This window comes from Pseudomonas sp. LBUM1653, from assembly GCF_059716115.1.
The window spans coordinates 3,713,961-3,740,938 of record NZ_CP166803.1 but is presented as its reverse complement, the minus strand read 5'-3'; the positions used below and the strand labels follow the sequence as shown (position 1 = coordinate 3,740,938).

Genomic DNA, 26,978 nt, shown 5'->3' with positions numbered 1-26,978 from the left:
TCACATTCAACACGCAATCCTTCAGACGCGAATCATCTCCTGCACCTTCGCCGTCAACAGATCGAAAGTAAACGGCTTGGTGATCATCTGCATGCCCGGATCCAGGAACCCGCCGCGCACCGCGGCATGTTCGGCATAACCGGTAATGAACAAGACCCTCAGGTCTGGCCGCAGCTGTCGGCCGATTTCCGCCAGTTGCCGACCATTCATTCCGGGCAGGCCGACGTCGCTGATCAGCAGATCGATGCGCTGGGCCGAGTCGAGGATCGGCATCGCACTGTCGGCATCGCTGGCCTCGACAAAGGCATATCCCAGATCACTCAACACGTTGCTGACCAACAGCCGCACCGCCGGATCGTCCTCGACGATCAGCACGGTCTCGCCATTTTGCGCGTAGGGGGGATGTTCGATGTCGATCAGGTTGTCCTGGGGCAGGTCACCGCCAAAGCGCGGCAAATACAGGTTCACCGTGGTACCTTCGCCGACTTCGCTTTGAATGGCGACATGCCCGCCCGATTGTTTGCTGAAGCCATAGATCATCGATAAGCCGAGGCCGGTGCCCTGGCCGATGGGCTTGGTGGTAAAGAACGGGTCGAAGGCTCGATTGATCGTGTTTTGCGGCATCCCGCAGCCATTGTCGGTGACGCTCAGCACCACGTAGTCGCCTGGCTCGAGGTTACTGTGGGGCCTGGTGAAATCGGCGTCCAACTGCCGGTTCGAGGTCTGCACCAGCAGTTTTCCACCATCAGGCATGGCGTCACGGGCATTGATGACCAGGTTGAGCAGGGCACTTTCCAGTTGATTGGGGTCGGCTTCGGCGACCCATAGTTGCTCGCTCAACTGCATGTCCAAGTGAATGCTTTCGTTGATGCTGCGTTGCAACAGTTCGCCCATGGAGACCACCAGGTTATTCATTTCCACGGGCTTGGAGTCGAGCGACTGGCGACGGGAAAACGCCAGCAGACGGTGAGTCAGGCTTGCCGCGCGATTGGCGGACGTCACGCCGAGGTCGATCAGGCTGTCCAGATCCTCCGTACGCCCACGGGCCAGACGCCGGCGCAACAACTCCAGGCTGCCGATGATGCCGGTCAGCATGTTGTTGAAGTCGTGGGCAATGCCACCGGTGAGTTGGCCGACCGCTTCCATCTTTTGCGATTGACGCAGTACCTCCTCGTTATGACGCAGTTGCGCGGTGCGCTCTTCGACCTGTTGCTCCAGGGTCTCGAGGGTGGTTTGCAGGCGCAGTTCACTCTGGCTCAAGTCGACCAGCCGATCCCTGGCTTCATACTGTCGTCGGCGACCGCGCAGGGCGGCCCCTACCAGGCTGATCAAGGTTTCCGGGTGGAAGGGGCGTTCGAGGAACGTGACATTGCCCAACAGGGGGCCAAAGCGTGACGCCGGATTATGTTCCGGGCCACCATGGTGAGTCAGCAGAACGATCGGCAAATCGGACCAGGCCGGTTGTTGCTCGATCAGGCCCAGCAGCGGCTCAAGATCGCTGCGCAGCAAGGCTTCGCTGGACATGAGCAACAAGCCGGCGCCTTGCTCCAGTTCGTGGCAAAGCCCCGGCAGGTCGGTACTGACGACACCGCTGAAGCCCGCTTCATTGAGCAGCATCAAGGCGATCTGACTGTCCCTTCCTAAGGGTGCAAGAATGATCGCACGCTCGGACGTCGCTTCATTGACTGTCACGGTATTTCATCCCCAAGCAGGGGATTGCTGGCGCCCAGGTAGGTCGGGACACCGCGCAATACGCCCTGGAAGGTTTCCAGCGGCTCGCCGATGGTCATGCCGTTGGCGCTGATTTTGTATTCGCGGATGGTCGATTCATGGCTGCCGGTGCGTTTCTTGATGATCGAAATGGCTCGCCGTACCTTGCCCACGGCTTCGAAGTAGCGCAACAGAACGACCGTATCGGCCAGGTAGGTGATGTCTACCGGGGCTTGCATGTCACCGACCAGGCCATGCTGGGCGACTGTCATGAATGTCGCCGCCCCTTTGCGATTGAGGTACAGCAGCAACTCGTGCATGTGCAGCACCAGGGCGTTTTCTTCCGGCATCGCCGCTTGATAGCCGTTGATGCTGTCGATCACCACGGTCTTGATGTCGCCCTGATCGACGCAGCGACGGACCCGGTGGGAAAACTCGCCGGGGGAGAGTTCGGCGGCATCCACTTGCTCGATCAGCAGATTGCCGCTGTCTTGCAGCACACTCAAATCAATACCGATGTTCTTCATGCGTGCGAACAGCAGGCCAAGCTCTTCATCGAAGATAAACAGTGCCGCTTTTTCACCTCGGGCCACGGCAGCGGCGGCGAAAATCATCGAGATCAGCGACTTGCCAGTGCCGGCCGGGCCAAGGATCAGCGTGCTTGACCCCGTCTCGATACCGCCACCGAGCAGCGCATCCATTTCGCGGATGCCGCTGGTCAACTGTTGTCGCAAGTAGTCCCCACGGTGCTCGGCGGCCACCAGGCGCGGGAACACGTGTACGCCGTCGCCCATGATGGTGAAATCATGAAAGCCGCCGCGGTATTTCTGGCCACGGTATTTCACCACACGAACGCGTCGGCGCTCGGCGCCATAGTTGGGCGTCAGTTCCTCCAGGCGAATCACTCCGTGGGCAACGCTGTGCACGGTCTTGTCCAGGGATTCGGTGGTCAGGTCGTCGAGCAGCAGCACCGTGGCCTCGTAGCGCACGAAGTAGTGCTTGATGGCGAGGATCTGCCGACGGTAGCGCAGCGAGCTTTGCGCCAGCAGGCGAATCTCCGAGAGACTATCGAGCACCACGCGGGTCGGCCTGACGCGTTCGACGACTTCAAAAATCTGTTTGGTGGCCTCGCCCAGTTCCAGGTCCGCGGAGTACAGCAGCGATTGCTGGTGCTCGGCAGTCAGCAGGCTTTCGGGGGGCGTCAGTTCGAAGATATGGACGTTATCGTCCAGCTCCCAGCCATGGGAGCGCGCACCCTGGCGCAATTCGCGTTCGGTTTCGGACAGGGTGATGTACAACGAGCGCTCGCCGACTCGGGCGCCGGCCAACAAAAAGTGCAAGGCGACCGTGGTTTTGCCGGTCCCGGGTTCTCCCTCAAGCAAGAACACATGGCCGCGGGACAGTCCGCCATTGAGGATGTCATCGAGACCATCAATCCCTGTGGCGGCTTTTACGCTGATCAACTCGTTGGATGTAGACAAAAAATGCCCTCTCATGACTAGGGGAAACGAGGCAGCTGGCGACGCGTGACGGGCTGCCTGTTCTCTTGACCTTTGGCGGCAATGAGCGTTCAACTTTTTGTTGAGGGGCGATCTGAATGACGCCATCGCTGCGATGCGGCGATGCGGCGATGCGGCGATCCGGCAAACCAGCTGCCACAGGGGGGATGCGTACAGCTTGCGAACAGGCCGGCCGTTTGCTTTGGCTTTGATCTTCTTGCTCCTCGAGAGGCCGAGCGCAGGTTCTGCGCATGCGGCCTGAGAGGACCGGTTTTTTTTGCTGGATTTTTTTGGCGTACATATCCATTGCTACGGTAACGGCCACTTAGGGTTTCGCCCTTACGGAGACTCACTTTTCCAAACGCCGGAATGCCGGCCCAGCGAAAAGTAAGCAAAAGGCTTTGCCCCACCACTCGGTGCCTCGCTGTGGCTCGGCATGCCCTCTCTCCGGCATTGCTCCGTGGGTAAACCGGCGTCCTGCCGGTTTACCCACGGAGCAATGCCTGCGTTCGGCCATCGTGGTTTAACGGGGCGTCCAAATCTAAAGCTAAAGCGAGGCGGCCTGACAGCCGACCTGACTTTTGCGGATACCCCCAACACCCTGTGGGAGCGAGCCTGCTCGCGATGGACGTCAACGATAACGCGCCCTGTCTGGATGAACACGTTGTCTGGACGTTTTTCGCGAGCAGGCTCGCTCCCACAGTTGGATCGCGGACAGACCTGCAATCAGGTCGGCTTTAAGGCCGCCTCGCCTTGCTTTGGCTTTTGATTTTCTTGCCGAGAGGCCGAGTGGAGGTTCTGCGCAGTGGGCAACCCGGCATGGATGCCGGGTTAGCCGCCGCCGGCCATGGATGGCCGATGGCGGCGGGCCCTGTAGGAGCGAGCATGCTCGCGAAAAACCTGAGAGCACCACGGGGTGTCAGGCTCCCCGCGTCATCGTTGACCTCCATCGCGAGCAGGCTCGCTCCTACAGGCCGGGCGGCGTTCCGTTTTTCCAAGTGACTCGCCGTAAGGGCGAAACCATAAGTGGCCGTTACCGCAGCTATGGATATGTACACGGTCAACAGAATCCAGGTCGGCTGTCAGGCTGCCATCGCCGGCAGGCCAGATCCCACAGAGATCTTCTATAGCCCTTGCTGCAATGCGGGATCATCCGGATTCATTTGTTCGAGCTGCGCCAACAGAATCTGCACGTTCTGTAGCTGTCCGCTTTCCTTCCAGTAATTGATCAACAATACCCGCGCCTTGCGATCATTCGGATGCCGCTGAACGATTTCCTGCAGCTGTTTCTGCGCCGCTTCCAATTCCTGCTCGCCATGCAGCGTGGTGGCCAGGTCGTAGCGGTAATCCTTGTTGTTCGGTTCAAGCTCCACGGCCTTGGATAATCCGAGGAGGGCGAACTCGCTTTGGCCGTGATGCAGCAACCAAAGCCCCAGCGCATGTTGCAGATAGGCCGAGTCGGGTTGGGCTTTGAGCTGTTTGGCCAACAGTTGGCGGGCGGCGTCGCTCTGGCCCAGTTTGTCCAGTACATCAATCTGCATCACCAGTGCCGGTAGATTGCCAGGGGCCAGGCGCAAGGAGTGGTCGAGCGCCTGTTGCGCCTCTTTCAATTGGGCGTTGTGCAGATGCAGCCGCGCCAGCTGAAAGTAGTTGTCGGCGCTTTCAGGCGCGTTTTTCAGAACCAGCTGCCAGGCGTCGATGGCCTGCTCCAGCGCGCCGAAATACAGGCCGAGATCATCGGGCGACAAGCCCAGCAGCGCATTGACGGCGGCCAGGCGTACGTTTTGCTCGCTGTCATCGAGCAACGGCCCAAGCAACAGGCTGCGCTGGCCGCTGGGCACCAGCCCGCTGATACTTTTGATCGCCGCGATACGGACCTCGGGCGCCTCATGCTGCAAGTCCGCATCCGCCAGTTTCAGCGCTACGGAACTAGGGTAGTTGGGCAGTTCGGCATGCAGCCAGACGCGCCGCTTGGGCGAAATGTCTGGGCGGGCCAATTGCTGGTAGAGCACCCGCGCGGCCCCCGGTTGGCCGTTTCGGGCCGCCGCCAGTGCTTCGCTGTAACCGCGCTTGATCGCTTCGGGCACCACGGGGGTGCTGCTGCGCAGGAACATCCAGGCAAGGCCGATGGCAAACAGGACACAGAGGCTGATGAGCAGGTAGCGGCGGGACTGGGGCATGCAGAATCCGGAAGCTGGCAGGCTTTGGCAAAGCTGTCAGCTTCGGTCAGGCAGGGCCTGGAGTCAAACCCTGACTGCGATACTCAAACCTGTCCAGACCCCGCGGCTGTGACTACGCTTGCTGGAGTGGATTGGACGGGCGTTCCCATGCAAGCGCTGCTGCAATACTTCAAGGCGATGCTCAACCCCGGGCGCGGCGTGCTGCTGTTCGCCTTGAGAACCATCGCGGCCGGGCTGTTGACCCTGTACCTGGCGTTTGTATTCGACCTCGAGCAACCCAAGTGGTCGATCATGGCCGTGGTCATCATCAGTCAACCCTTGGCCGGCATGGTGCTGGCCCGCAGTTTCGGTCAGGTCATCGGCACCACCCTGGGGGCGGCGGTGGCCGTGGTGATCATGGCGATCTTCCCCCAGGCGCCGCTGCCTTTCATCATGACCTTGTCCCTGTGGCTGGCGCTGTGCACCGCCGGTGGCACCTTGTTGCGCTATACCAGTTCCCAGGCATTTGTCCTCAGCGGGTATACGGCAGTGGTCGTGGGACTGCTGGCGGTCCCCGATCAGGACGGTACCTTCCTGCTGGCCGTGACCCGCGTGACCGAGACGCTGCTGGCGGTGGCCTGCGTCTGCGTCGTCAGCCTGCTGACCGCGCGCCCGGAGGCCGTGGCCAAGGAGTATTTCGACAGGATCGACCAGGTGATCAAGCTGCTGGCGACCCATGCCAGCGCCGTCATCCGTACCGAGGAAAGCGAGGCCGACTTCCACCGTCGGCAAATGCAGTTGCTGGGGCAGATCAGTGCGCTGGAGGGGGTGCGCCGGCATCTGTATTACGACGCGCCGCGTTTGCGCAGCGCCGACGACCTGGTGCAATTGCTCGGCAACCAACTGGTGCTACTGACGGCAAGGCTCACCGCATTGCGCCATCAGCGCGAACTGTTGCTCGAACGCTGGGAAGGCGAGATACCCGGGGAAATCCAGCAGTTGCTCAGCGAAGAACTGGTCTTGCTCGATGAACTGGCCCGGCAGGGGCGTGCGATGCCCAGCGAGCAGCGGCGCCAGTTTGCTGCGTTGCAACAGCGTTTCGATGCACTGGCGTACCGCTCGGAGCAATTGATCGAGCCCTTGAAGGCCACCTTGCGCTCGTTGTCATGGTCGTTGCGCTGGGAACAGGCGCGAATGCTGCAGCAGCTTGAAACGATTCTGGAATTGAGCGATGTGATCCAGAGCGGGCGCAAGGCCAGTAGCGTTTTTCGCGGTCAGGCCAACCCGTTGCACCTGGATTTCACCCTGGCGACGATGAATGCCATCCGCGCTTACTGCGCACTGATGGTGGCCGGGCTGATCTGGATCGAAACCGGATGGGACGGCGCCCGGGGCGGGATGGTCGTGGTGGGGATTCTTTGCTCGCTGATGGCGACGTTTCCCCGGCCACTGCTGGCTGCCCAGAGCTTTGCCCGGGGGCTGGCGCTGGCGCTGGTGTTGTCGTCGGTGCTGCAGTTCGCGCTGGTGCCGATGATCAGCAGTTTTGAGCTCTTGGCGCTGCTGCTGGCGCCATTGCTGTATGCCGTCGCGGTGGGGTTGTCCAGCCCGGCCACTACGGGCACGGGGATTGGACTGGGGCTGATGACGTTTCTGTTATTGGGCCCGCAAAACACCGGGACAGGGCAAAACAGCGCAATCCAGTGGTTCGAGTTTGCGGGCGCTTATGTGTGCGCCGCCACACTGGCGTTGAGTGTCTATGCCTTGATCTTCCCCTTCAGGCCGGTGCTGCGGATTCGCCGGTTGTTCAAGGAGAACCGCGAGCAGGTCTACGCCTTGCTGAAAACCCCGGCCACCGATGAAAACCAGTTTGCCTTCGAGAGCCGCATGGTTGACCGCCTGACCACGATGCTGGGACTGTTGCCCGCCATCCAGGACAAGCCATCGCGCGACCTGTTCGACGTCAGCCTGGGGTGCATGGCGCTGGGCATCGCCTTGAACCAGCTCCGGCAACAGGGGCAGAAAAACACATTGCTCAGCCCGCAGATGCAAAGTCGGTTGTTCGCCACGGTGCGCGAAACCGGGAGGCTGGTCGCAGGCCGGCCCGACATTGAGGTGGACCGCGTGGTCGATAGCCTGCACGCCTTGGGCGATCAACTGGACGCGCTGCATTCCAGCGTTCATGAACACCTCTGGTCGGTGTTTCGCATGCGCGTGGCGCTGTTGATCGTGGTGTCGTTCCTGGAACGCCACCGTGGCCACTTCGAACCCGCCACCTTGCAAGGAGTCCCCGAGCTTGCCCATTGATCTGGAAATAGGCGGCGTCTACCTGCCGCCGATCGCCCAGGCATTGCTGCTGGGGGTGCCGGTTTTCCTGGTGCTGGACTGGATTCTGCGGCGCCTCGGCGTGTTGCAGTTCGTCTGGCATGAGGCCTTGTTCGAAGGCGCGTTGTACGTCTGCGTGTGCGCGACGTTGATCCTGGTGATGGGAGCCTGATGCCGTGAAGAAGATCCTTGCCCATCTCACCACGGTGGCGGTGGTGGTGCTGGCTTTTGTGCTCGGCTGGTTTGCCTGGGAGCACTACACCCGCGCCCCCTGGACCCGCGATGCACGGGTGCGTGCCGATGTGGTGACCTTGTCCGCCGATGTTGCGGGCCGCATCGTCAAACTCGGTGTGCACGACAACCAGCATGTGGACAAGGGCCAGTTGCTGCTGGAAATCGATCCCTCGCGTTACGTCCTGGCGGTGGAGCATGCCAAACGTTCAGTGGAAGTGGCGAAGGCATCATTGGGGCAATCGCAGGCAACCATTGTTGCCAGCCAGGCCCTGCTCAAGCAGCGTCAGAGCGAGGAGCGGCGCCGGCGGACCCTCAAGGAGCGCTCGGCAATTTCGGGTGAAGAGTGGGAAAAATCCAGCACCGATGTCTCGGTGGCCGAGGCCGATTTGCTGCGCAACCAGGCCAACCTGGGGTTTGCCCAGGCCAACGTGCAACTGGCCATTGCCGCCTTGGCCGAGGCTGAACACGACCTTGCGCGCACCCGGGTCGAATCGCCGGTCAGCGGCTACGTCACCAACCTGCTGACCCGCCAGGGCGACTACGCGACCGCAGGCGGTGCACTGGTGGCACTGGTGGACAGCGATTCGTTTTACGTCAGCGGCTATTTCGAAGAAACCAAACTGCCGCGAATCGGCGAGGGTGATCGGGTCGACATCGAGTTGATGAGCGGCGAACGTTTCGGTGGCACCGTGCAAAGCATCGCCTTCGCCATTGCCGACCGGGAAAACCTGCCGGGCGGACGCTTGCTGGCGAACATCAACCCCAGCTACACCTGGGTCAAACTGGCGCAGCGGGTGCCGGTGCGGATCAGGATCGACGAGGATTATGCTGGTAAAGACAAATTGCGGGCGGGGACAACGGCCACCGTGACCGTCCGGGAAAACCACAATTCCCAAGATCACCGCTGACCAAATGTGGGAGCGAGCCTGCTCGCGAAAGCGGTGGGTCAGTCAGCATTGATGTTGGATGTAATGGCCTCTTCGCGAGCAGGCTCGCTCCCACAGGGATTTACAGTGTCTTCAGACAGGCAAAAAAAAGCCCCGCGACCGAATGGGGCGCAGGGCAAAGAATTGGTTGGTTGCGGCCAACCAAAGGAGCGCTTTAAAGACTGTTACTTGCTGGCGACCGTCTGTGGCTGCCAGCCGCCACCGAGGGCCTTGTAGATTGCGACGATGCCGCGATACAGGTCGACTTCGGCCTGGGCCTGGGTGTCTTCGGCCGCCAGGCGCTCACGCTGGGCATCGAGCAGCACAAGGAAGTCGGCGGTGCCTTCGCGGTAGCGGATCTCGGCGAGGTCGGCAGCAGAACGGCTCGATTCGCTCTGGCGAATCAGCGAAATCAGCCGCTGTTGGCGTTTGCCGTAGTCGCTGAAGGCGTTTTCCGATTCTTCCAGGGCCAGCAATACTTGCTGCTCGTAGCTCGCCAGGGCGCCTTCGGCATCGGCATCGGCGCCGCGCAAACGGGCGCGCACGCTACCCAGGTCGAACGCCGCCCAGGTGATGCTCGGGCCAAGTGCCCAGGCGTTCGCCGCCGAGGAACCAATCTGCGAACCGCGCCCGGCAGTGAAACCGAGGAAGCCACTGAGGCTGACGCGGGGGAACAGATCCGCCTTGGCCACGCCGATACGCGCCGTGGCCGAGGCCAGTTGGCGTTCGGCACTGCGAATGTCCGGACGGCGTTGCAGTAGCTCGCCCGGATCACCAATCGGCAGGGCCTTGGCAATCGCCGGCAAGTCTTTCGGGCCCAGGTCCACGGTCAACTTGTCCGCGCGCTGGCCCAACAGCGTGGCGATGCGGTTTTTCTGCCGGACCTGTTCGGCCTGCAACTGCGGCACGCTGGCTTCGACCGAGGCCAGGCGCGCATCGGCACGTTCCACATCGAGCTGATCGCCGACACCGGCATCACGCAGGCTGATGGTGATCTTGCGCGACTCCTGCTGGTTCTGCAGGTTGGCCAGGGCGATCTTTTCCCGCAGTTGCGCACCGCGCAGTTGACCGTAGGCATCCACCAGTTCGGCAATCATGGTCACTTGCAATTGGTACAGGTCGGCTTCGAACGCCTGCTGCTCGGCGTTGGCCGACTCCAGATTGCGCTGGATTCGGCCAAACAGGTCGATCTCCCACGCCATGTCCAGCCCCAGGTCGTAGCGCTCGCTGTTGACCCGGTCGGTGGTCTGGCCAGGGATCTGCCCTTTGCCCAGGTCACTGCTGACCCGGCTGGTGATGGTTGGCATGGCGTCATTGCTGACGTCGTCGCGGATCGCCCGGGCCGCCTTCCAGCGGGCGAACGCGACGCGCAGATCACGGTTGCCCTTGAGGGACTCGGTCACCAACTGGTTGAGGGTCGGGTCTTCGAACTGCTGCCACCAGATGCCTTCGAAACGCGAGCGGTCGAAGTTCTTCTGGCCGGCAGCACCATCGGTGGCCGTGGTGATATTCGCAGGCGCAGTGGCTGGGGTCTTGTAGTCCGGACCCACGGCACAGGCGCTCAGCGCCAATGCCAGCAGGCTCGGCAGGAAAGCTTTCAAACTCATGAATGCGACTCCAGCTGCTTATCCAGTTTCAGCGCCTTGGCGGCTTTGCGCGCTTGGCCGCGTTCGACAAAGTTGCGGATCAGTACGTAGAACACCGGCGTCAGCAGCAGACCGAAGAAGGTCACCCCGAGCATCCCGGAGAACACCGCTACACCCATGGCGTGACGCATTTCGGCACCGGCACCGCTGGAGAACACCAGTGGCACCACACCCATGATGAACGCGAAGGAGGTCATCAGGATCGGCCGCAGACGCAGGCGGCAAGCTTCGAGCACCGCCGCCAGCGGGTTCATGCCTTCTTCCTGTTTATCCTTGGCGAACTCGACGATCAGAATCGCGTTCTTACAGGCAAGCCCCACCAATACGATCAGACCGATCTGGGTAAAGATGTTGTTGTCGCCACCGGAGGCAATCACCCCGGTAATGGCCGACAGCAGGGTCATCGGTACGATCAGGATCACCGCCAGTGGCAGGCTCCAGCTTTCGTACTGCGCCGCGAGCACCAGGAACGCCAGCAGCACGCAGAGCGGGAACACGAACAGCGCAGTGTTGCCGGACAAAATCTGCTGGTAGGTCAGGTCGGTCCATTCGTAGGTCATGCCGTTCGGAAGTTCTTCCTTGAGCAGTTTCTCGATGGCTTTTTCCGCCTGGCCAGAGCTGTAGCCGGGGGCTGCTGCACCGTTGATTTCTGCGGTGACGAAACCGTTGTAATGCGAGACGCGGTCCGGACCCGAGGTGTCGCTGACCTTGATAAAGGTCGCCAGCGGGATCATCTCGCCCTTGTTGTTACGCACTTTCAGCTGACCGATCTGGTCGGATTCGAGGCGGAACTGCTGCTCGGCCTGGACGTTGACCTGATAGGTGCGACCGAAGCGGTTGAAGTCGTTGGCATACAGCGAACCCAGGTAGATCTGCAGGGTGTCGAAGATGTCGCTGACGGCCACGCCGTGGGTCTTGGCTTTTTCCCGGTCGATGGCGGCATCGACCTGGGGCACGTTCACCGTGTAGCTGGTGAACAACCCGGCCAATTCCGGAACGCTGTGGCTCTTGGCAATGATGTTCATGGTTTCCTTGTACAGCTCATCGTAGCCCAGGTTGCCCCGGTCCTCGATTTGCAGGCGGAAACCACCGATGGTGCCCAGGCCTTGTACCGGCGGCGGCGGGAAGATCGCCATGTAGGCTTCCTGGATCCCGGCGAACTGGCCGTTCAATGCACCGGCAATCGCCCCGGCGGACATGCTCGGGTCTTTACGCTCGTCGAACGGTTTGAGGGTCACGAACACGATGCCGGCGTTCGGGCTGTTGGTGAAACCGTTGATCGACAGGCCCGGAAAGGCCACCGCACTTTCCACACCAGGCTGTTTCAGGGCCAGGTCGGACATGCGCTTGATCACGTCTTCAGTACGGTCCAGGCTCGCCGCATCCGGCAGTTGTGCGAACGCCACCAGGTACTGCTTGTCCTGGCCGGGCACGAAACCGGTCGGGGTGCTGGAAAAACCGAAGAAGGTCAGGACCATCAGGCCGGCGTACAGCAGCAGGGCAATACCGCTGCTGCGGATCACGCGAGTAACGGTGCCGACATAACCATGACTGGCCTTGTCAAAGAAGCGGTTGAACGGACGGAACAGCCAGCCACCGAAGATCTTGTCCAGAACTCTGGAGAAACGGTCTTTCGGCGCGTCGTGGCTCTTGAGCAACACCGCCGCCAGTGCTGGCGACAGGGTCAGCGAGTTAAAGGCCGAGATTACGGTGGAAATGGCGATGGTCAGGGCGAACTGCTTATAGAATTGCCCGGTCAACCCGGAGATGAACGCCGCCGGGATAAACACCGCACACAGCACCAGCGCCGTGGCGATGATGGGGCCGGTCACTTCACGCATGGCGCGCTTGGTCGCTTCAACCGGGGTCAAACCCAGCCCGATGTTCCGTTCGACGTTTTCTACCACCACGATCGCATCGTCGACCACGATACCGATGGCCAATACCAGCCCGAACAGCGACAGGGCGTTGAGCGAGAAGCCAAACAAGTGCATCACGGCAAACGTACCGATCAGCGAAACGGGTACCGCCACCAACGGAATGATCGAGGCACGCCAGGTTTGCAGGAACAGGATCACCACCAGCACCACGAGGATCAGCGCTTCGAACAGGGTGTGAACCACGGCCTCGATGGAGCCTCGCACAAAGATTGTCGGGTCATAGACGATGCTGTAGTCCATGCCTTGCGGGAAATTCTTCTTCAGCTCTTCCATCTTGCCCCGAACTTCGTTCGAGATTTCGATGGCGTTGGAACCCGGGCGCTGGAAGATCGGGATCGCCACCGCCGGTTGATTGTTCAACAGCGAGCGCAAGGCGTATTGGCTGGAACCCAGCTCGACGCGAGCGATGTCTTTGAGGCGAGTGATTTCTCCATCATCGCCAGAGCGAATGATGATGTTCTCGAACTCTTCCTCGGAAACCAGACGGCCCTGAGTGTTGACCGACAGCTGGAAGCTTTGGGCATTCGGGGCAGGGGGAGCGCCCAGTTGGCCGGCCGCGACCTGGCGGTTCTGCTCGCGAATGGCAGTGACCACATCAGTAGCGGTCAGATTGCGCGAAGCGGTCTTGTTGGGATCGAGCCACACGCGCAGCGAATAATCGCCCATGCCGAACAGCTGCACATCACCGACACCGCCCAGGCGCGCCAGCTCGTCCTTGATGTTCAGGATCGCGTAGTTGGACAGGTACAGCATGTCGTAGCGTTTGTCCGGCGAGGTCAAGTGCACGACCATCGTCAGGTCGGGCGACGCCTTGTCCACGGTGATACCGATGCGCGTCACTTCCTCGGGAAGTTTCGGCTCGGTGCGGGTCACGCGGTTCTGCACCTGTACCTGGGCGTTGTCCAGGTCTGTGCCCAGGGCGAAGGTGATGGTCAGGGTGATCTTGCCGTCGGCGGTCGACTGCGAGGACATGTACAGCATGTTCTCGACGCCGGTGATCGCTTGCTCCAGGGGAGCGGCCACGGTTTCACCGATGACTTTGGGGTTGGCACCCGGGAAGTTGGCACGGACCACAACGGTCGGCGGCACCACTTCCGGGTATTCGCTGATCGGCAGCTGGAACAGCGAGATGGCACCGGCGATCAGGATCAGCAGCGACAGCACCGCGGCGAAGATCGGCCGTGAAATGAAGAATTGGGAAAAATTCATCGGAGTCGTTATCCCTTAACCGCGTGGGGTCGCAGCAGCCACTTTCACAACCACACCCGGCGCGACCTTGGCAGGCGCGACTTGGGGCAGGTTGCTGGCTTCCAGCGCTTGTCGTTGTTGGGCCAGGGCCGCGAGGGTTTGCTCGGTGGCCATCGGGATCACTTCAGGGGTGACCGGGGAACCTGGGCGTACCCGCTGCAGACCCTTGACGATAATGGTGTCGTCCTTGTTCAGGCCGTTACGCACGATGCGCAAGCCTTCGATTTTCGGACCCAGCTCCACGGCGCGATAAGCCGTGTTGTTGTCGGCATCCATCACCAGCACGAACTTCTTGCCCAGGTCCGTACCCACCGCCTCATCGTTGATCAACATGGCGTTGTAGGTGCCGCTACCCACCAGTTTCAGGCGCGCGTAAAGGCCCGGGGTATAGCTGCCGTCGCTGTTGTCGAACACGGCGCGACCGCGGATGGTGCCGGTTTTCGGGTTGACCTGGTTGTCGACGAAGTTCATCTGGCCCTGGTGCGGGTTGCCGTCTTCGTTGGACAGGCCCATGTACACCGGGGTGGTGGCGCCGCGTTTGCCCTGGCGGGCGAGCTGGGTGTACTTGAGGAACACACGCTCGTCGGCATCGAAGTAGGCGTAGACCTTGTCGGTGGAAACCACGCTGGTCAGTGGGGTGGTATCGGCGGTCACCAGGTTGCCGGCGGTGATTTCGGCACGGCTGACGCGACCGCTGATCGGTGCGGTGACGCGGGTGAAGCTCAGGTTCAGTTTGGCCAGATCCAGCTGCGCCTGCAGGGCACCGACGGCGGCGCGGGCTTCTTGTGCGGCACTGGTACGCGAGTCGGCCAGTTCGGCAGAGATCGCATTACTGGTGCGCAGGCGCTCACCGCGCTGGGCTTCATTTTCACTGCGGGTGGCGTTGGCGCGGGACTGGGCAACCAGCGCTTCGAGGCGACGGACCTCAGCCTGGAACGGACGCGGGTCGATCTGGAACAGCAGGTCGCCTTTCTTGACCAGGGCGCCTTCAGTGAAGGCCACTTCATCGATCTGGCCCGAGACCCGTGGACGAATTTCTACGGTTTCCGGCGCCTCAAGGCGCCCGGTGAATTCGTCCCACTCGTTGACCGGTTGCTCCAGCACCTTGGCCACGCTGACCTTGGCTGCGGGCAGGGTGGCGGCAGTCTCTGGCGCCTTGCCGCAAGCGCTCATCACCACTACGGCCAACACGGCCAACGGCAAGCGCAAATGTTTGAGTGACTGTTCCATGGATGCATCCGCCAATGTATTGAGATTGGGCGAATGATGCTCGGCAGGGTTGTATCGCACGAATCGAATGAGGCGAAGGTAACTATCATTCGGAATGATATGAGAGGCCTGGCCAGCTCTCTAGCCTGCGCCTTGTGTCGGGCGGTGATCAACTGGATTGATGGAAATTGTGTGTTTCCAGATTGGCAATGGTCTGGTTTGGGATCGAGTCGTGGCCCTTCGCGAGCAGGCTCGCTCCCACAGGAATTACACAAGTCAAATGTGGGAGCGAGCCTCTCGCGAAGAGGCCATCGACCTCAACACATAATCAGGATCAGGTCAGACTATCCGGATCCCCAAAGAACATCTGAATCCGCGACCTCAGCCAGCGCTCCCCCGGATCATTATCCTGAGACCCACGCCACGCCATGTGCAATTCAAAGCTGCGCACCGGCAGCGGTGGGTCTTCAGCCCGCACCCCGCCAGCTGCTGTCAGTGCATCGGCGGTATAGTCCGGTACGGTGGCCACAATATCGGTACCGCTCAACAGCGAACTCAGCCCGTTGAACTGCGGTACTGCCAGCACCACATGACGTTTGCGACCGAGCTTTTCCAGCTCTTCATCGATAAAACCGCTCAGGTCACCGGCGAACGACACCAGCGCATGGGGGCGCGCGCAGAAGTCATCCAGGCTCACTGGCCCGGGCATGGTGTCGGCGCGCAACAGTTTTGGCGAGCTGCGGCGCAACACTTTGCGCTTGGCATTGGCGGGCAGGTCGGTGGTGTAGCTGACGCCGATGGAAATTTCGCCGGAGGCCAGCAAGCCGGGCATCAGGATGTAGTTGACCCGCCGCACCACCAGGACGATGCCCGGCGACTCGGCGCGCAGGCGCTTGAGCAGCATGGGCAGCAGGGCAAATTCGACGTCGTCCGACAGCCCGATGCGAAACACCGCGGTGCTGGTGGCCGGGTCGAACTCGGCGGCACGGCTGACGGCGGTGGAAATCGAATCCAGCGCCGGAGAGAGCAGGGCGAAGATTTCGACCGCCCGCGCGGACGGCTCCATGCTGCGACCGGTGCGCACGAACAACGGGTCGTCGAACAGCCCGCGCAAGCGCGAGAGCGCCGCACTGATAGCCGGCTGGCCGAGGAACAGCTTCTCCGCGGCGCGGGTCACGCTGCGTTCGTGCATCAGGGTTTCGAATACGATCAACAGGTTCAGGTCGACACGACGCAGGTCATTACGATTCATCTTGAGTCCTGGCAGAGTCAGCAAACTTGACGTGAGCGGCCATATGAGAACAATGGCCAGCAGGAATATTACGGGGAAAGGCTGGTACTCTGCACCGAGTAATTCAATTTTCCCACATCGGCTGCTTCAGTTTCCTACAACATTTGACGATGTTGCTGCAGCTGCGGAATCAATGACAGGCATGTCGACTATTAATAGCCACTGATAGTGTTGGGTTGAAAGCCCAGCTAGAGTTCAAGGCATTAGAGGTTCAATTGGCGAGGTTTGCGATGTCCCGCACGATCCGTTTTCACAAGTTTGGTCCAGCCGAGGTGCTCAAATGCGAAGAGCATGCGGCGGCTCTGCCTGCTCCGGGCGAAGTGCAGGTGCGCGTCGAAGCCATTGGAATCAGCTGGTATGACACACTCTGGCGCCAGAACCTGGCGTCGTCCCACGCTCGGCTGCCTGCCGGTATTGGCCAGGAAATGGCCGGTATCGTCACCGCTGTCGGTGAGGGTGTCGACGACCTGGCGGTCGGTGACAAGGTCGCCAGTTTCCCGGCGCAAAGCCCGAACGATTATCCGGTCTACGGCGAGCTGATCGTGCTGCCGCGTTCGTCGGTGTCCCGTTACCCGGACGTGCTCAGCCCGATCGAAGCCAGCGTGCATTACACACCGCTGTTGATTGCCTATTTTGGCTACGTCGACTTGGCGCGGGTTAAACCCGGGCAATTTGCCCTGGTCACCGACGCCAGCCACTGCGCCGGCCCTTCGTTCGTACAATTGGGCAAGGCCTTGGGTGTTCGAGTGATCGCCGCGACCAAAACTGCAGACGAGCGTGAATACCTGCTGTCGCTGGGTGCCGAGAAAGTCATCGTCACCGAGGAAGAAGATCTGCTGATGCGGATCAACAAGATCACCGACAACCGCGGTGTGGATGTGGTGTTCGATGGTTTGGGTGGCCCGCAGATGTCGTTGCTCGGCGACGTACTGGCGCCTCGTGGCAGCTTGGTACTGTACGGCTTGCAGGGCGGCAACCAGACGCCATTCCCGGCGTGTGCGGCGTTCCAGAAGAACATTCAGTTCTTCGTGCACTGCATCGGCAATTTCACCGGCAAGCCGGAACTGGGCATCATCCAGGACCAGGTCGCACTGCAACGTGCCTTGCGCGACATCAACCAGCTGACCGCCGATCGCGTGCTGCTGCCGCTCAAGACCCGGGTCTTCCCGTTCGCCGAGTTTGTCGAAGCGCACCGCTACATGGACGAATGCCCATGCCGCGAAAGGGTTGCCCTGCAAGTCGAACCTGCTTGACCCCTCCCTAAGAGTCCGTGCGTGCACGGACTCTTGCGTTTTGCGCTCTTTGCCCCCGACATGAGACGTCCCACCAGCCAGAAGGTGGGTCGGTTCAGCAACTGAACCGGTTTTTGCTCTCGATCTGTAGCTTCTAATCAACATCCAAGTACTGATAATTGCATGATTACTTTCATCTCAAGGAATGAGTCATGGCCAGGTATCTAGCCGATACTTTTCAATGCGCGTCGTTGACGCATGTTCGACAACTAGTGATTTTTTGTGTGGTCGCCACATTATTACGAGAAGCTACTTTCCTCATTTTTTGTATTAAATGTCTGTGGGACGCTGTCGGACATTTCCTAGGATGCCGAAGGCAATCGCAACAAGCCCCCGCCAAGGTGCTGTGGGTCAGCCCTTGCTGGCCTGCGTAGCCTGTAGTGATCAATTATTTCAAATGATGACAAAAAACTTAATTGTTAGCATTTGGTAATAAAGTTCAGTAATTAATCTCCCTTCGGGCATCCCTTGCGCTTTGCGTGCAGTTGTTTGCGCTATATCGAACTTTGAATATCAGGTAATAGAAATGACCCATATCCATGATCAGGCGATGAACTATGTCTATCAACAAGTGCTGCAACGTTTGTTGAGCTTTTTTTCACGGGCCGAGCGCACGGCATTGCAGTTGTTGATCCAGCGCCTGGCTGTCGCCGCCGGAGGGATGGATCGGATTGGTGACTACAAGGTATTGGCGGTCCAGTGCGGATCGCGTGACAGTTGCTACACCCTGGCCCTGCTGCGGGCCGCGCAGTTGACGATCGCCACTCGGGCACCCTCGACATTCCAGCTGCGGGTAGCGACCCTGCGGCTCAATGGCATGAGCCAACTGGCGCTGGATAACATCCATCACAGCTACAACGCCTTGTTCGTCTACGACGATCCCCGGGTCGAAGTGCTGATGGTTGATAACAGGGAGGTACTGCCGTTCGATCACCAGGCACCTGTATCCAGCGCCGGACGTGAATCCAATCGGACGAACCTGCTGATGATCGGCCATCGTCGCGTCGTCGACGGACCGCTGGACCTGTGGGCCGACGGGTACCTGGCCATAGGCGAGTTCCATGGGCAAATAGCCCGCTGGAACAACGGCGTCGATGCCTTGGTCAGTGGCGACCCACCGCGCCAGCAGAGGCGATTCATCGAAGGGCTCAAGCGCGCGGCCGCCAAGGCGGGCCTTGCGACGTCGAACCGTCACGAGGCGGATTACGGGGGGTTGTTCAAGTTGCTCGATGAATTTGGCAGCGACTGTTATCAGGCGTTTTATGCCGACTACGGCCAGGAGGCCTGGCGTCCGGCAGAACAGTTTGAAGCCTGTCGTCGCACGACCTACATCGATATTCACGACGTGCTGGTCAGTCACCTTGAAGAGCGCTGGCCGCTACTGACCGAGTTTCTCGGGTTCCAGGCCGATGAACTGGCGGCTCATCTTGGCGAAAATCAATACGTCAGCGTGGCTGTCTCGGCGCACCTGCGCGGATTGCAAGCCTGCTTCGTCCAGGGCAGCACCTATGAGGCAGGCGTTGCACACTATCTGCAGCGCGCCCTGGTGATGATGCGCCGTAATCAGCTACCGGAACGCTTATGTGAACGGGCAGACGAGGTCTATGGCAACCCACACAACCTGGCCGGTCAACGCGCACTGATCGCCGACGAGGCCCAGCAGAGCTTTGGCCTGAACGAGGCGCAATGGGTGTGCCTGCTGTTTGCACCATTTGTCGAGCAAGGTGCGGCCCTGGAGCGCTTCCTGCGCCAATGTCACCCAGGCATGCTCGTGGCCATGCCCGAGTTGCATCGGGCCATGCAGGGGCACCCGGTCGCGGAGCAGATCCTGCAGTGGATGGTCGATGTCAGCGGCTTGCCTGTCAGCCTGATCGGCAAGTTATATGGCATGGGGCCGGTTGTGGAGGAGGGCAAGTCGATGAACCGGCCCGACAGCCATGCCTCGGTGCCAGTGCAAGCAAGCGACGAGGAGTCCGTGACCGGTGAATGGTCGGCAGGACGTTGAACGTGCTCCTGTTACTGGCCTCTTCGAGTGTGTGTGACCGCCACTGCCACGCCAGTGGTCCCCTGCCATGAAAGGACAGCGTGAAACCGATTTCGCCTATCAGGCGGTCTACCGGTACCTGACCAGCCTGATCAGCGAACCCGTGAGCGACAGCCGTGTACGCCTGCCATCCTTGCGTGAACTGGCCGAGCGCCTGAGCGTCTCGATCTCGACCATACAGTATGCCTACTCGCTACTGGAAAAGGAGGGGCGGGTGTATTCGGTGGCCAAGTCCGGTTACTACGCGCTGCCGGTCGCCCCCAACAGCACGCTCTTCGATGGCAGTGACTTGCTCGAGAGTGTGTATGTCAACGCCCGTCTTCCCGCCATGCTGGTCCTGAGCGCGGATGAGCCGGCCTTGTTGCAACCGCTCGACAGCCCGCTGTTGCTGCTGGAAAGGGAGCTGCTGCGCCAATACCCGCGCCAGCCACAGCCGTCTGCGCAGCCCTGTGGCGAATTGGAGTTGCGTACCGCTTTGGCGGCGCGTTATACCACCTCGCCGGTGCGCTGCTGGCATGCCGATGATGTCTACATTGGCGCCGATCTTCGCGGCGTGCTGGAAATCCTGATGGTGGTGCTGGGTCTCAAGGACGCCGCGGTGGTCGTTGAATCGCCCTGTGACTGGGCGATACTGCGCTTGTTTCAGGCGGCCGGTGTGAAGGTGATCGAATGGCCGTTGCTGGGCGACGGTAGCCTGGACTACAAGCGTCTCACGGACCTGTTGGAAGCGGAGCCGGTACGCTTGGTGATGGTGTCGTCCGGGCTGAACATGCCCCGGGGCAGCAAGGCACCCGATGACAACCGGCAAGCGATCGCGCACTTGCTGGAACGGCATGGCAGTTGGGTGCTGGAAAACGATTGTTATGGCGAACTCGGGTTTGAGCCCGATCAGCGCCGATTTCGCGATCTGTTGGCCCCGGAGCGCTTGATGGTGTTTTCCACGTTCGAAAAGATCATCGGCCCGGAAGCCCCTTATGGTTATTTGCTCTCTCGCCATATGAGCAGCGAGCTGCAACGGCAATTTCTCTTGCGCGCCTTCCGCCTGTCGCCGATTCGCCAGAAAGCCATCGCCCGCTTGTACAGCAACGGACGCATCGATCAACACCTGCAGGTTTTGCGTCGACGCCTCAAGGACGGCAAGGAGCAAATGACCCGGATGCTCCAGGAGCGCCTGGGCGACGCCTTGCAGTTTGTCGAGCCTCAGGGTGGGGCGACGATCTGGCTGCGCTCGCTGCGCCGGGTTGATATGAGCCGGGTGTTCCAGCGGTTGCTCAGGCAACAGGTGGTCGTTGCGCCCGGCGAACTGTTCAGTCTTCAAGGCCTGCACGCGCAACACTTGCGCTTGAGCCATGGCTTTGGCAACGACCAGGAACTGGCCGCCGCGCTGGGCTTGCTGGGGGACGCCTTGCGCCTGGAAGCCATCGATTGAGCCCAGGCAAATGAAGCCAATGGATCGATTGCGTCGCGTTAAAGTCAAACTGCCAGTAAACTCCGTTCCAATTCCTGAACTCGATCTCAGAGGTTTTCGCATGACACTCAGTCCTTTTGCGGGCAAGCCGGCGCCGGCAGAATTGTTGGTAGACATCCCGCGACTGGTCACGGCCTATTACACCGGCCAGCCCGATGCCGCCATTTCGACCCAGCGGGTGGCCTTCGGCACGTCCGGGCACCGCGGCAGCTCGTTCGACTTGAGTTTCAACGAATGGCACGTTCTGGCGATCAGCCAGGCCATCTGCCTGTATCGCCAGGCCCAAGGTATCGATGGCCCCTTGTTCGTCGGCATCGACACCCACGCATTGTCCACGCCGGCCGGCGCCAGCGCCCTGGAAGTGCTGGCCGCCAATGGCGTGACGGTGATGATCGCCGAAGGTGACGAATACACGCCGACTCCAGCCATTTCCCATGCGATCCTGTGCTACAACCGCGGCCGTACCTCGGGCCTGGCGGATGGCATCGTCATCACCCCGTCCCACAACCCGCCGCAAAGCGGGGGCTACAAATACAACCCGACCAATGGCGGCCCGGCCGATACCCACATCACCAAGTGGATCGAAGCCAAGGCCAACGAACTGTTGGCAAACAAGCTCGCCGGGGTCAAGCGCATCAGTTACGAGCAGGCGCTGAAGGCCAGCACCACCCATCGTCACGATTACCTCAACACCTATGTCGCCGACCTGATCAATGTGATCGATTTCGACGCCATTCGTGATGCCAAGCTGCGCCTGGGCGTCGATCCGCTGGGCGGGGCAGGCGTGCGCTACTGGTCGGCGATTGCCGAGCACTACCGTCTGGACCTGGATGTGGTGAACAAGCAGGTCGACTCGACCTTCCGCTTCATGACCGTCGACTGGGATGGCCAGATTCGCATGGACCCATCGTCCAGCCACGCGATGCAGGGGCTGATCGGCCTCAAAGAGCGCTTCGACGTGGCCTTCGCCTGCGACCCGGATCACGACCGTCATGGCATCGTCACTCCCTCTGGCGGTCTGCTGGCGCCGAACAGCTACCTGGCCGTGTCGATCGATTATCTGTTCCAGAACCGCCCACACTGGCGAGCCGATGCCGCGGTGGGTAAAACCGTGGTCAGCAGCGGCTTGATCGACCGCGTGGCCAAGCGCTTGGGACGCCGCCTGTACGAAGTGCCGGTCGGCTTCAAGTGGTTTGCCGATGGCCTGTTCGACGGCTCCCTGGGCTTTGGTGGCGAAGAAAGTGCGGGGGCTTCGTTCCTGCGCAAGGACGGCAGTGTCTGGTGCACCGACAAGGACGGGCTGATCCCGGCCCTGCTGGCGGCTGAAATGACCGCACGCACTGGTCGCGACCCGAGCCAGGCCTACCGGGCACTGACTGATGAACTGGGCGAGCCGTTCTCGGTGCGGGTGGATGCCAAGGCCAACCCGGAACAAAAGGCCCTGTTGAGCAAGTTGTCGCCAGAGCAGGTCACCTCGACCGAACTGGCGGGCGAACCGATCCAGAGCATCCTTAGCCATGCGCCGGGTAACGACCAGGCGATTGGCGGTCTTAAAGTCATGACCGAGAACGGCTGGTTCGCGGCGCGTCCGTCGGGCACTGAAGATATCTACAAGATCTATGCGGAAAGCTTTATCAGCGACGACCACCTCAAGCAGTTGGTGGCAGAGGCTCAGACGCTGGTAGATGGCGCTATTTCTGCGAAATGATTGATGGCCTCATCGCGAGCAAGCTCGCTCCCACAGGATTGCGTACGACTTGTGGGAGCGAGCTTGCTCGCGATGGCGGCAGTCCAGACGCCAACGATTTACCTGGTCAAGCCAGATCCACCAACACGATCTCGCTGTCCTCAATGGCCGTCACCCGCAACACCTGCTCCTGGGCAACCGCAACTCCGTCTCGAGCTTGTGCACGCAAGCCATTGACTTCAATGACTCCCGTGGCCGGCACCAGGTAAGCGCGACGGCCGCTGTCCAGGCGATATTCAGCGGTTTCACCGGCTTTCAGGTTCGCCGCCACCAAACGCGCATCGGCGCGGATTCGCAGGCTTTCATCGTCCCCGGCCTTGCCGCTGGCCAGGGTCACGAAACCTTCGCGCTGGCCTTTAGGAAACGGCTTGGCGCCCCAGGAAGGTGGCAGGCCGGATTCGTTGGGAATAATCCAGATCTGAAAGATCTTGGTCGGCGTGGCTTCCATGTTGTATTCGCTGTGGGCGATCCCGGTACCCGCGCTCATGACTTGAACGTCCCCGGCTTCAGTACGACCCTTGTTGCCCAGGTTATCCTGGTGGGTGATTGCACCTTCACGGACATAGGTGATGATTTCCATGTCCCGATGCGGGTGCTGCGGGAACCCGGTACCGGGGGCAATCACGTCATCGTTCCAGACTCGCAGGTTGCCCCAGTTCATGCGCTTGGGGTCATGGTATTCGGCGAACGAAAAGTGGTGATGGGCATCCAACCAGCCATGGTGAGCGCCGCCGAGCGAGTTGAAAGGTCTGAGTTCAAGCATGATCGTCTCCTGAAAGGTTCGTCATGGGGCGCAAGGGCTGGCCACGTATCGAGACCGGTGGTTGATGACGGGCATCATCCGTCAGGTAACAATCGATAAAAAGCGTAAAAAGTGCCTTATAATCATCGAATTGTTTGATGTTAAAATACCTCGAATGAGTCTTATCCAGCCTTCAATATCGCGCATAAGCCGATGAGTCATAAGCATTTCACTAGAACTCAACGGCAAATACAGACACCATAGCCCTCAACAGCCTCACACCCTGGAGTCCGTCCGCGTGCCGCAACACATCCCCGATCTTCCGCCTGAACTTCGCCCCCTGGCCGAGATGCCATTGCTCAAGCGCCTGGCCGCGCGCTTTTTCGGTCATGGCCTGACACGCCTGCGCGCACAGCACCGCGCGTCCTGGTTGCACGGACAGGCAGACGGTTTTCGCAGTGGTCATAGCGCCGGGGTGGACTATGGATACAAGGAAGGCAAGCTCGAAGGGCTGGAAGAGGGCCGGCAAGTCTTGCTGATTCGCGATTCGCGCTGCACCGAGCACCGGCCACCCAACATCGATGACCATTTGTTCGACGATTGGCGCCTGCCATTGACCGCCGAATTGAAGAAACGCATGAAAGCCGACGTCGCCCGGCTGCTGCCGACATATGCCCAGCCCAGCGCCGCGCAGTGGAAAATGATCTTCAGTGATACTCCATCGACGTCGGTGATTGCCGGTGCGGGCGCAGGCAAGTCAACGACCTTGGTCCTGCGGATTTTGTTATTGAGTCACTACCTGGGTTTCGAACTCAGCTCGATGACCGTGGTGACCTTTACCCGCGAGTCGCGCAAGGACTTCATCAATAAACTGGTCGAGCTGTTTGCGCTCTGGGGACGTGCGCTTGGTTTGCGGGAGGCGCGTGACCTGGTGCGCACCTTCCATTCGCGGATCCTGCCGATGGTTCGCAGCCTGCCGGGCTTCGAACGGCTGCAAGCCTTCGAAAACCTCAGTCACCGGGCGCAAGGCGCGGATGACGAGGTGGACAGCAATCCGTTCGACCTGCGAATCAATGACGCCCAGCGTCAGCAACTCAACGCCTGTTATCACGCCTTGCACAGCCGCGATGAGCGTTTTCGCGAGCTGATCCAGCCATTGTCTCGTCACGCCTTGCAACTCAAGGAGCTGGAGCGCGACCACCCCGATGTACAAAAGCGTGTGGCTGTCACCGAGCTGGCTGCCAAGCGCGATGAAGAACTCTGCGACCTGGTGGAAGACCTGTGGTTTCGCGCTGGCGCCTGGCCGATCAAAGGCATAGAGCCCAAGCGCCAGGCTTTTGATATCAACGGCAGCGCCTTTCATTGCCACGGTTACATTGCGTCGCTGGACGCTTGGGTGGTACTAGGTTTCGACCCTGGTGAAAATCCGCAGCTGACCCGGCCAAACGCCAAGCTGACGCTGCGTGCGGAAACAGCGGTGAAGCGCACGCTGTTTCAAGCTTTCTGTCGTAAGCCATTGATATGGTTGGATAGTTACGAATCATCCAGGCGCGTCCTGGCGTCCCTTGGCGGCGATGCCAGCGCCGGGCCTGGCTTCGATTACAAGGTCAAGGGTGAGCTGGCGTCTGCGCCATTGCTGGACTGTTTTGTCGCTGCCGCCGGGTTCATCGAAAACCTCGGCCTGGATGTGCCGACTGCCGTGGGCCAGATGAGCTTTGCCAAGGATGACCCGGACCGGTTTTTCTTCGAGGCCTTGAGTCTGTACTGGCGAGCTCTGGAAGATCATTTGCTCGACCAGAAACCGCCAGTCATGACCTACAACCGCATGTTCGCGCTGTTCAGCGAACATTCCCCGGAAAACCTCAAACTGCTCAGCGACGAGCTGTTGCGGCCGCTGTCGCACTTGATGATCGACGAGTTCCAGGATGTCTCGCCGCAAATCGTCTCGTGGATCCGCGCCAGCCTGGCCGAAATCCGCAGTCGCGGCCCGGCCATGCACGTAGGGCGCGGCGCCCAGCACTCGTCATTGTTGTGCGTGGGGGATGACTGGCAGTCGATTTACGGTTGGCGTGGCAGTTCGCCAACGTACTTCATGGAGTTCAACAAGACATTCTCGTCGCCGAGTACCACCAAGGTCATGCTCAGCGACAACTATCGCAGCCACCAGCACATCATTGACGCCGCCGAACACATCGTGCGAGCCGCGCCTGGGATTGCCGGCAAGAAGGCCAAGGCCAGCGGTGAGCCAAAGGAATTGCTGCCGGTCAATGTGCTGGACCGAGACGATCAGGGCATGGCCCTGCGCTTGATGGAGCACTACCGAAAGGGTGATTCAATCTTGATGCTTTATCGAAAAAGTAGCGATAAGTTATTAATAGAGCAGCATATTCAATCTGTAGTTAATGTTGATTCTAGCTTGCCGCATGAAGCCCGGCGCCTCAAGCAACTGACCTATCACAGCGCCAAGGGGCTTCAGGCGGACGCTGTGTTCCTGCTTGGCGATTGCCAGCACCTGACCCGTTCGCCGTACAAAAACCAGGTGTACCGCATGGCGGGCCTGGGCAAGGCTAGCGACAGTGAACCTTATGACAATGCCCAGAAAGACGAGATTTTGCGCCTGGCTTACGTGGGCATTACCCGGGCGGTTAGCCATTGCTATTGGTATGTCGATGCGCAGGAGACCCAGGCGGTGAATATGCCCAAGGCGTCGGACCGGATCGGTCAGGGCAAGGCGTTTTTCATCGATCATCGGCAGGCAAAGACACCGGCAAAATCCTTGTAGGAGCCCGGCTTGCCGGCGAAGGCGGCCTGATAGCCGACCAATTTCTTTCAGGTGTACATATCCATTCCTGCGGTAACGGCCACTTAGGGTTTCGCTTTTACAGCGAGTCACTTGGAAGAGCCCCAAGTAACCAAGGGCTCTTGCCCCTGGCGTTCGGTGCCTCGCTGTAGCTCGGCATACCCTCGCTCCGGTCCTGCTCCGTGGGCCCGCCGCGCTGGGCCATCCCTGGCCCAGCGCGGCTAAACCGGCATCCATGCCGGTTTACCCACTGCGCAGAACCTCCACTCGGCCTCTCGAGGGGGCAAGAAAATCAAAAGCTAAAGCAACAGCAAAAGCGAGGCGGCCTTACAGCCGACCTGACTTTGCAGATACCCCCCAATCCCCTGTGGGAGCGAGCCTGCTCGCGATGGACGTCAACGATAACGCGTGCTGTCTGGATGGTCGCGTTATCTGGACGACCATCGCGAGCAGGCTCGCTCCCACAATTGGATCGCGGACAAGCCTGCAATCAGGTCGGCTGTCAGGCCGCCTCGCTTTTGTTTTTGATCTGGGCGCCCCGTTAAACCACGATGGCCGAACGCAGGCATTGCGTAGTGGGTAAACCGGCAGGACGCCGGTTTAGCCGCGCTGGGCCAGGGATGGCCCATCGCGGCGACCCACGGAGCAATGCCGGAGTGAGGGTATGCCGAGCCCTAGCGAGGCACCGAGTGGTGGGGCAA

The 26,978-nt window shown here is 60.5% G+C and carries 17 protein-coding genes; 8 read left to right on the top strand and 9 right to left on the bottom strand.

Features of this window, described 5'->3' with window-relative positions:
* Positions 1 to 21: 21 nt before the first annotated feature.
* The 4 genes from ACA054_RS16745 to ACA054_RS16730 all read right to left on the bottom strand — a co-directional run bounded on the left by ACA054_RS16745 (position 22) and on the right by ACA054_RS16730 (position 5,389).
* Positions 22 to 1,692: an ATP-binding protein gene (locus ACA054_RS16745; protein ID WP_497685239.1), complete on the bottom strand. Its 1,671-nt coding sequence runs from the start codon at positions 1,690 to 1,692 to the stop codon at positions 22 to 24.
* Positions 1,689 to 3,191, bottom strand: coding sequence for an ATPase domain-containing protein (locus ACA054_RS16740; RefSeq protein WP_497685238.1), 1,503 nt, complete (start codon positions 3,189 to 3,191; stop codon positions 1,689 to 1,691). Before ACA054_RS16740 ends, ACA054_RS16745 begins: the two co-directional genes overlap by 4 nt.
* Complete coding sequence (locus ACA054_RS16735; RefSeq protein WP_497685237.1) at positions 3,142 to 3,534, bottom strand: hypothetical protein; 393 nt, start codon at positions 3,532 to 3,534, stop codon at positions 3,142 to 3,144. Before ACA054_RS16735 ends, ACA054_RS16740 begins: the two co-directional genes overlap by 50 nt.
* Before the next feature lie 799 nt (positions 3,535 to 4,333).
* A complete protein-coding gene (locus tag ACA054_RS16730) occupies positions 4,334 to 5,389 on the bottom strand; it encodes a tetratricopeptide repeat protein (RefSeq protein WP_497685236.1) in 1,056 nt (351 codons plus the stop codon).
* Positions 5,390 to 5,536: 147 nt separating this feature from the next.
* On the opposite strand from ACA054_RS16730, the gene ACA054_RS16725 reads away from it, so the two are divergent.
* Genes ACA054_RS16725 through ACA054_RS16715 form a run of 3 tightly spaced genes read left to right on the top strand, consistent with a single transcriptional unit; the run spans position 5,537 to position 8,832 of the window.
* Positions 5,537 to 7,672 (top strand): FUSC family protein, encoded by a 2,136-nt coding sequence (locus tag ACA054_RS16725; protein WP_497685235.1) that lies wholly within the window; start codon positions 5,537 to 5,539, stop codon positions 7,670 to 7,672.
* Positions 7,662 to 7,862: a DUF1656 domain-containing protein gene (locus ACA054_RS16720; RefSeq protein WP_008061285.1), complete on the top strand. Its 201-nt coding sequence runs from the start codon at positions 7,662 to 7,664 to the stop codon at positions 7,860 to 7,862. Before ACA054_RS16725 ends, ACA054_RS16720 begins: the two co-directional genes overlap by 11 nt.
* A 4-nt stretch (positions 7,863 to 7,866) precedes the next feature.
* The gene (locus ACA054_RS16715) at positions 7,867 to 8,832 is read left to right on the top strand and encodes an HlyD family secretion protein (RefSeq protein ID WP_497685234.1); all 966 of its coding nucleotides are present in this window, start codon (positions 7,867 to 7,869) and stop codon (positions 8,830 to 8,832) included.
* A gap of 203 nt (positions 8,833 to 9,035) precedes the next feature.
* Here the strand turns inward: ACA054_RS16715 and ACA054_RS16710 are convergent, their stop codons facing one another.
* The 4 genes from ACA054_RS16710 to ACA054_RS16695 all read right to left on the bottom strand — a co-directional run bounded on the left by ACA054_RS16710 (position 9,036) and on the right by ACA054_RS16695 (position 16,145).
* Positions 9,036 to 10,457 carry an efflux transporter outer membrane subunit gene (locus ACA054_RS16710; protein WP_497685233.1) on the bottom strand — a complete coding sequence of 474 codons (1,422 nt, stop codon included), beginning with the start codon at positions 10,455 to 10,457 and terminating at the stop codon, positions 9,036 to 9,038.
* Positions 10,454 to 13,645, bottom strand: coding sequence for an efflux RND transporter permease subunit (locus ACA054_RS16705; RefSeq protein WP_497685232.1), 3,192 nt, complete (start codon positions 13,643 to 13,645; stop codon positions 10,454 to 10,456). The genes ACA054_RS16710 and ACA054_RS16705 overlap by 4 nt, the downstream gene beginning before the upstream one ends.
* Before the next feature lie 15 nt (positions 13,646 to 13,660).
* The gene (mexE, locus tag ACA054_RS16700; protein ID WP_497685231.1) at positions 13,661 to 14,914 is read right to left on the bottom strand and encodes a multidrug efflux RND transporter periplasmic adaptor subunit MexE; all 1,254 of its coding nucleotides are present in this window, start codon (positions 14,912 to 14,914) and stop codon (positions 13,661 to 13,663) included.
* Positions 14,915 to 15,227: 313 nt separating this feature from the next.
* On the bottom strand, positions 15,228 to 16,145 hold the full coding sequence (locus ACA054_RS16695) for a LysR family transcriptional regulator (RefSeq protein ID WP_497685230.1): 918 nt from the start codon (positions 16,143 to 16,145) through the stop codon (positions 15,228 to 15,230).
* A gap of 269 nt (positions 16,146 to 16,414) precedes the next feature.
* On the opposite strand from ACA054_RS16695, the gene ACA054_RS16690 reads away from it, so the two are divergent.
* From ACA054_RS16690 to pgm, 4 genes are all read left to right on the top strand, one after another.
* The gene (locus ACA054_RS16690) at positions 16,415 to 17,437 is read left to right on the top strand and encodes a zinc-dependent alcohol dehydrogenase family protein (RefSeq protein ID WP_497685229.1); all 1,023 of its coding nucleotides are present in this window, start codon (positions 16,415 to 16,417) and stop codon (positions 17,435 to 17,437) included.
* A gap of 565 nt (positions 17,438 to 18,002) precedes the next feature.
* On the top strand, positions 18,003 to 19,481 hold the full coding sequence (locus ACA054_RS16685) for a hypothetical protein (protein WP_497685228.1): 1,479 nt from the start codon (positions 18,003 to 18,005) through the stop codon (positions 19,479 to 19,481).
* 67 nt (positions 19,482 to 19,548) lie between these two features.
* Positions 19,549 to 20,949, top strand: a complete 1,401-nt coding sequence (locus ACA054_RS16680) for an aminotransferase-like domain-containing protein (RefSeq protein WP_497685227.1) — start codon at positions 19,549 to 19,551, stop codon at positions 20,947 to 20,949.
* 100 nt (positions 20,950 to 21,049) lie between these two features.
* On the top strand, positions 21,050 to 22,696 hold the full coding sequence (gene pgm / locus ACA054_RS16675) for a phosphoglucomutase (alpha-D-glucose-1,6-bisphosphate-dependent) (RefSeq protein ID WP_497685226.1): 1,647 nt from the start codon (positions 21,050 to 21,052) through the stop codon (positions 22,694 to 22,696).
* 106 nt (positions 22,697 to 22,802) lie between these two features.
* On the opposite strand, the gene ACA054_RS16670 is transcribed toward pgm, so the two are convergent.
* On the bottom strand, positions 22,803 to 23,498 hold the full coding sequence (locus ACA054_RS16670) for a pirin family protein (RefSeq protein ID WP_497685225.1): 696 nt from the start codon (positions 23,496 to 23,498) through the stop codon (positions 22,803 to 22,805).
* A 277-nt stretch (positions 23,499 to 23,775) separates the two neighbouring features.
* Between ACA054_RS16670 and ACA054_RS16665 the strand changes: the two genes are divergently transcribed.
* Positions 23,776 to 26,259: a UvrD-helicase domain-containing protein gene (locus ACA054_RS16665; RefSeq protein ID WP_497685224.1), complete on the top strand. Its 2,484-nt coding sequence runs from the start codon at positions 23,776 to 23,778 to the stop codon at positions 26,257 to 26,259.
* Positions 26,260 to 26,978 lie beyond the last annotated feature (719 nt).

Coding starts and splice junctions, on each gene's coding strand:
- ACA054_RS16730 (WP_497685236.1), bottom strand. CDS start 5,389: ATGCCCCAGTCCCGCCGCTACCTGCTCATCAGCCTCTGTGTCCTGTTT.
- ACA054_RS16725 (WP_497685235.1), top strand. CDS start 5,537: ATGCAAGCGCTGCTGCAATACTTCAAGGCGATGCTCAACCCCGGGCGC.
- ACA054_RS16710 (WP_497685233.1), bottom strand. CDS start 10,457: ATGAGTTTGAAAGCTTTCCTGCCGAGCCTGCTGGCATTGGCGCTGAGC.
- ACA054_RS16705 (WP_497685232.1), bottom strand. CDS start 13,645: ATGAATTTTTCCCAATTCTTCATTTCACGGCCGATCTTCGCCGCGGTG.
- mexE (WP_497685231.1), bottom strand. CDS start 14,914: ATGGAACAGTCACTCAAACATTTGCGCTTGCCGTTGGCCGTGTTGGCC.
- ACA054_RS16695 (WP_497685230.1), bottom strand. CDS start 16,145: ATGAATCGTAATGACCTGCGTCGTGTCGACCTGAACCTGTTGATCGTA.
- ACA054_RS16690 (WP_497685229.1), top strand. CDS start 16,415: ATGTCCCGCACGATCCGTTTTCACAAGTTTGGTCCAGCCGAGGTGCTC.
- ACA054_RS16685 (WP_497685228.1), top strand. CDS start 18,003: ATGACCCATATCCATGATCAGGCGATGAACTATGTCTATCAACAAGTG.
- ACA054_RS16680 (WP_497685227.1), top strand. CDS start 19,549: ATGAAAGGACAGCGTGAAACCGATTTCGCCTATCAGGCGGTCTACCGG.
- pgm (WP_497685226.1), top strand. CDS start 21,050: ATGACACTCAGTCCTTTTGCGGGCAAGCCGGCGCCGGCAGAATTGTTG.
- ACA054_RS16670 (WP_497685225.1), bottom strand. CDS start 23,498: ATGCTTGAACTCAGACCTTTCAACTCGCTCGGCGGCGCTCACCATGGC.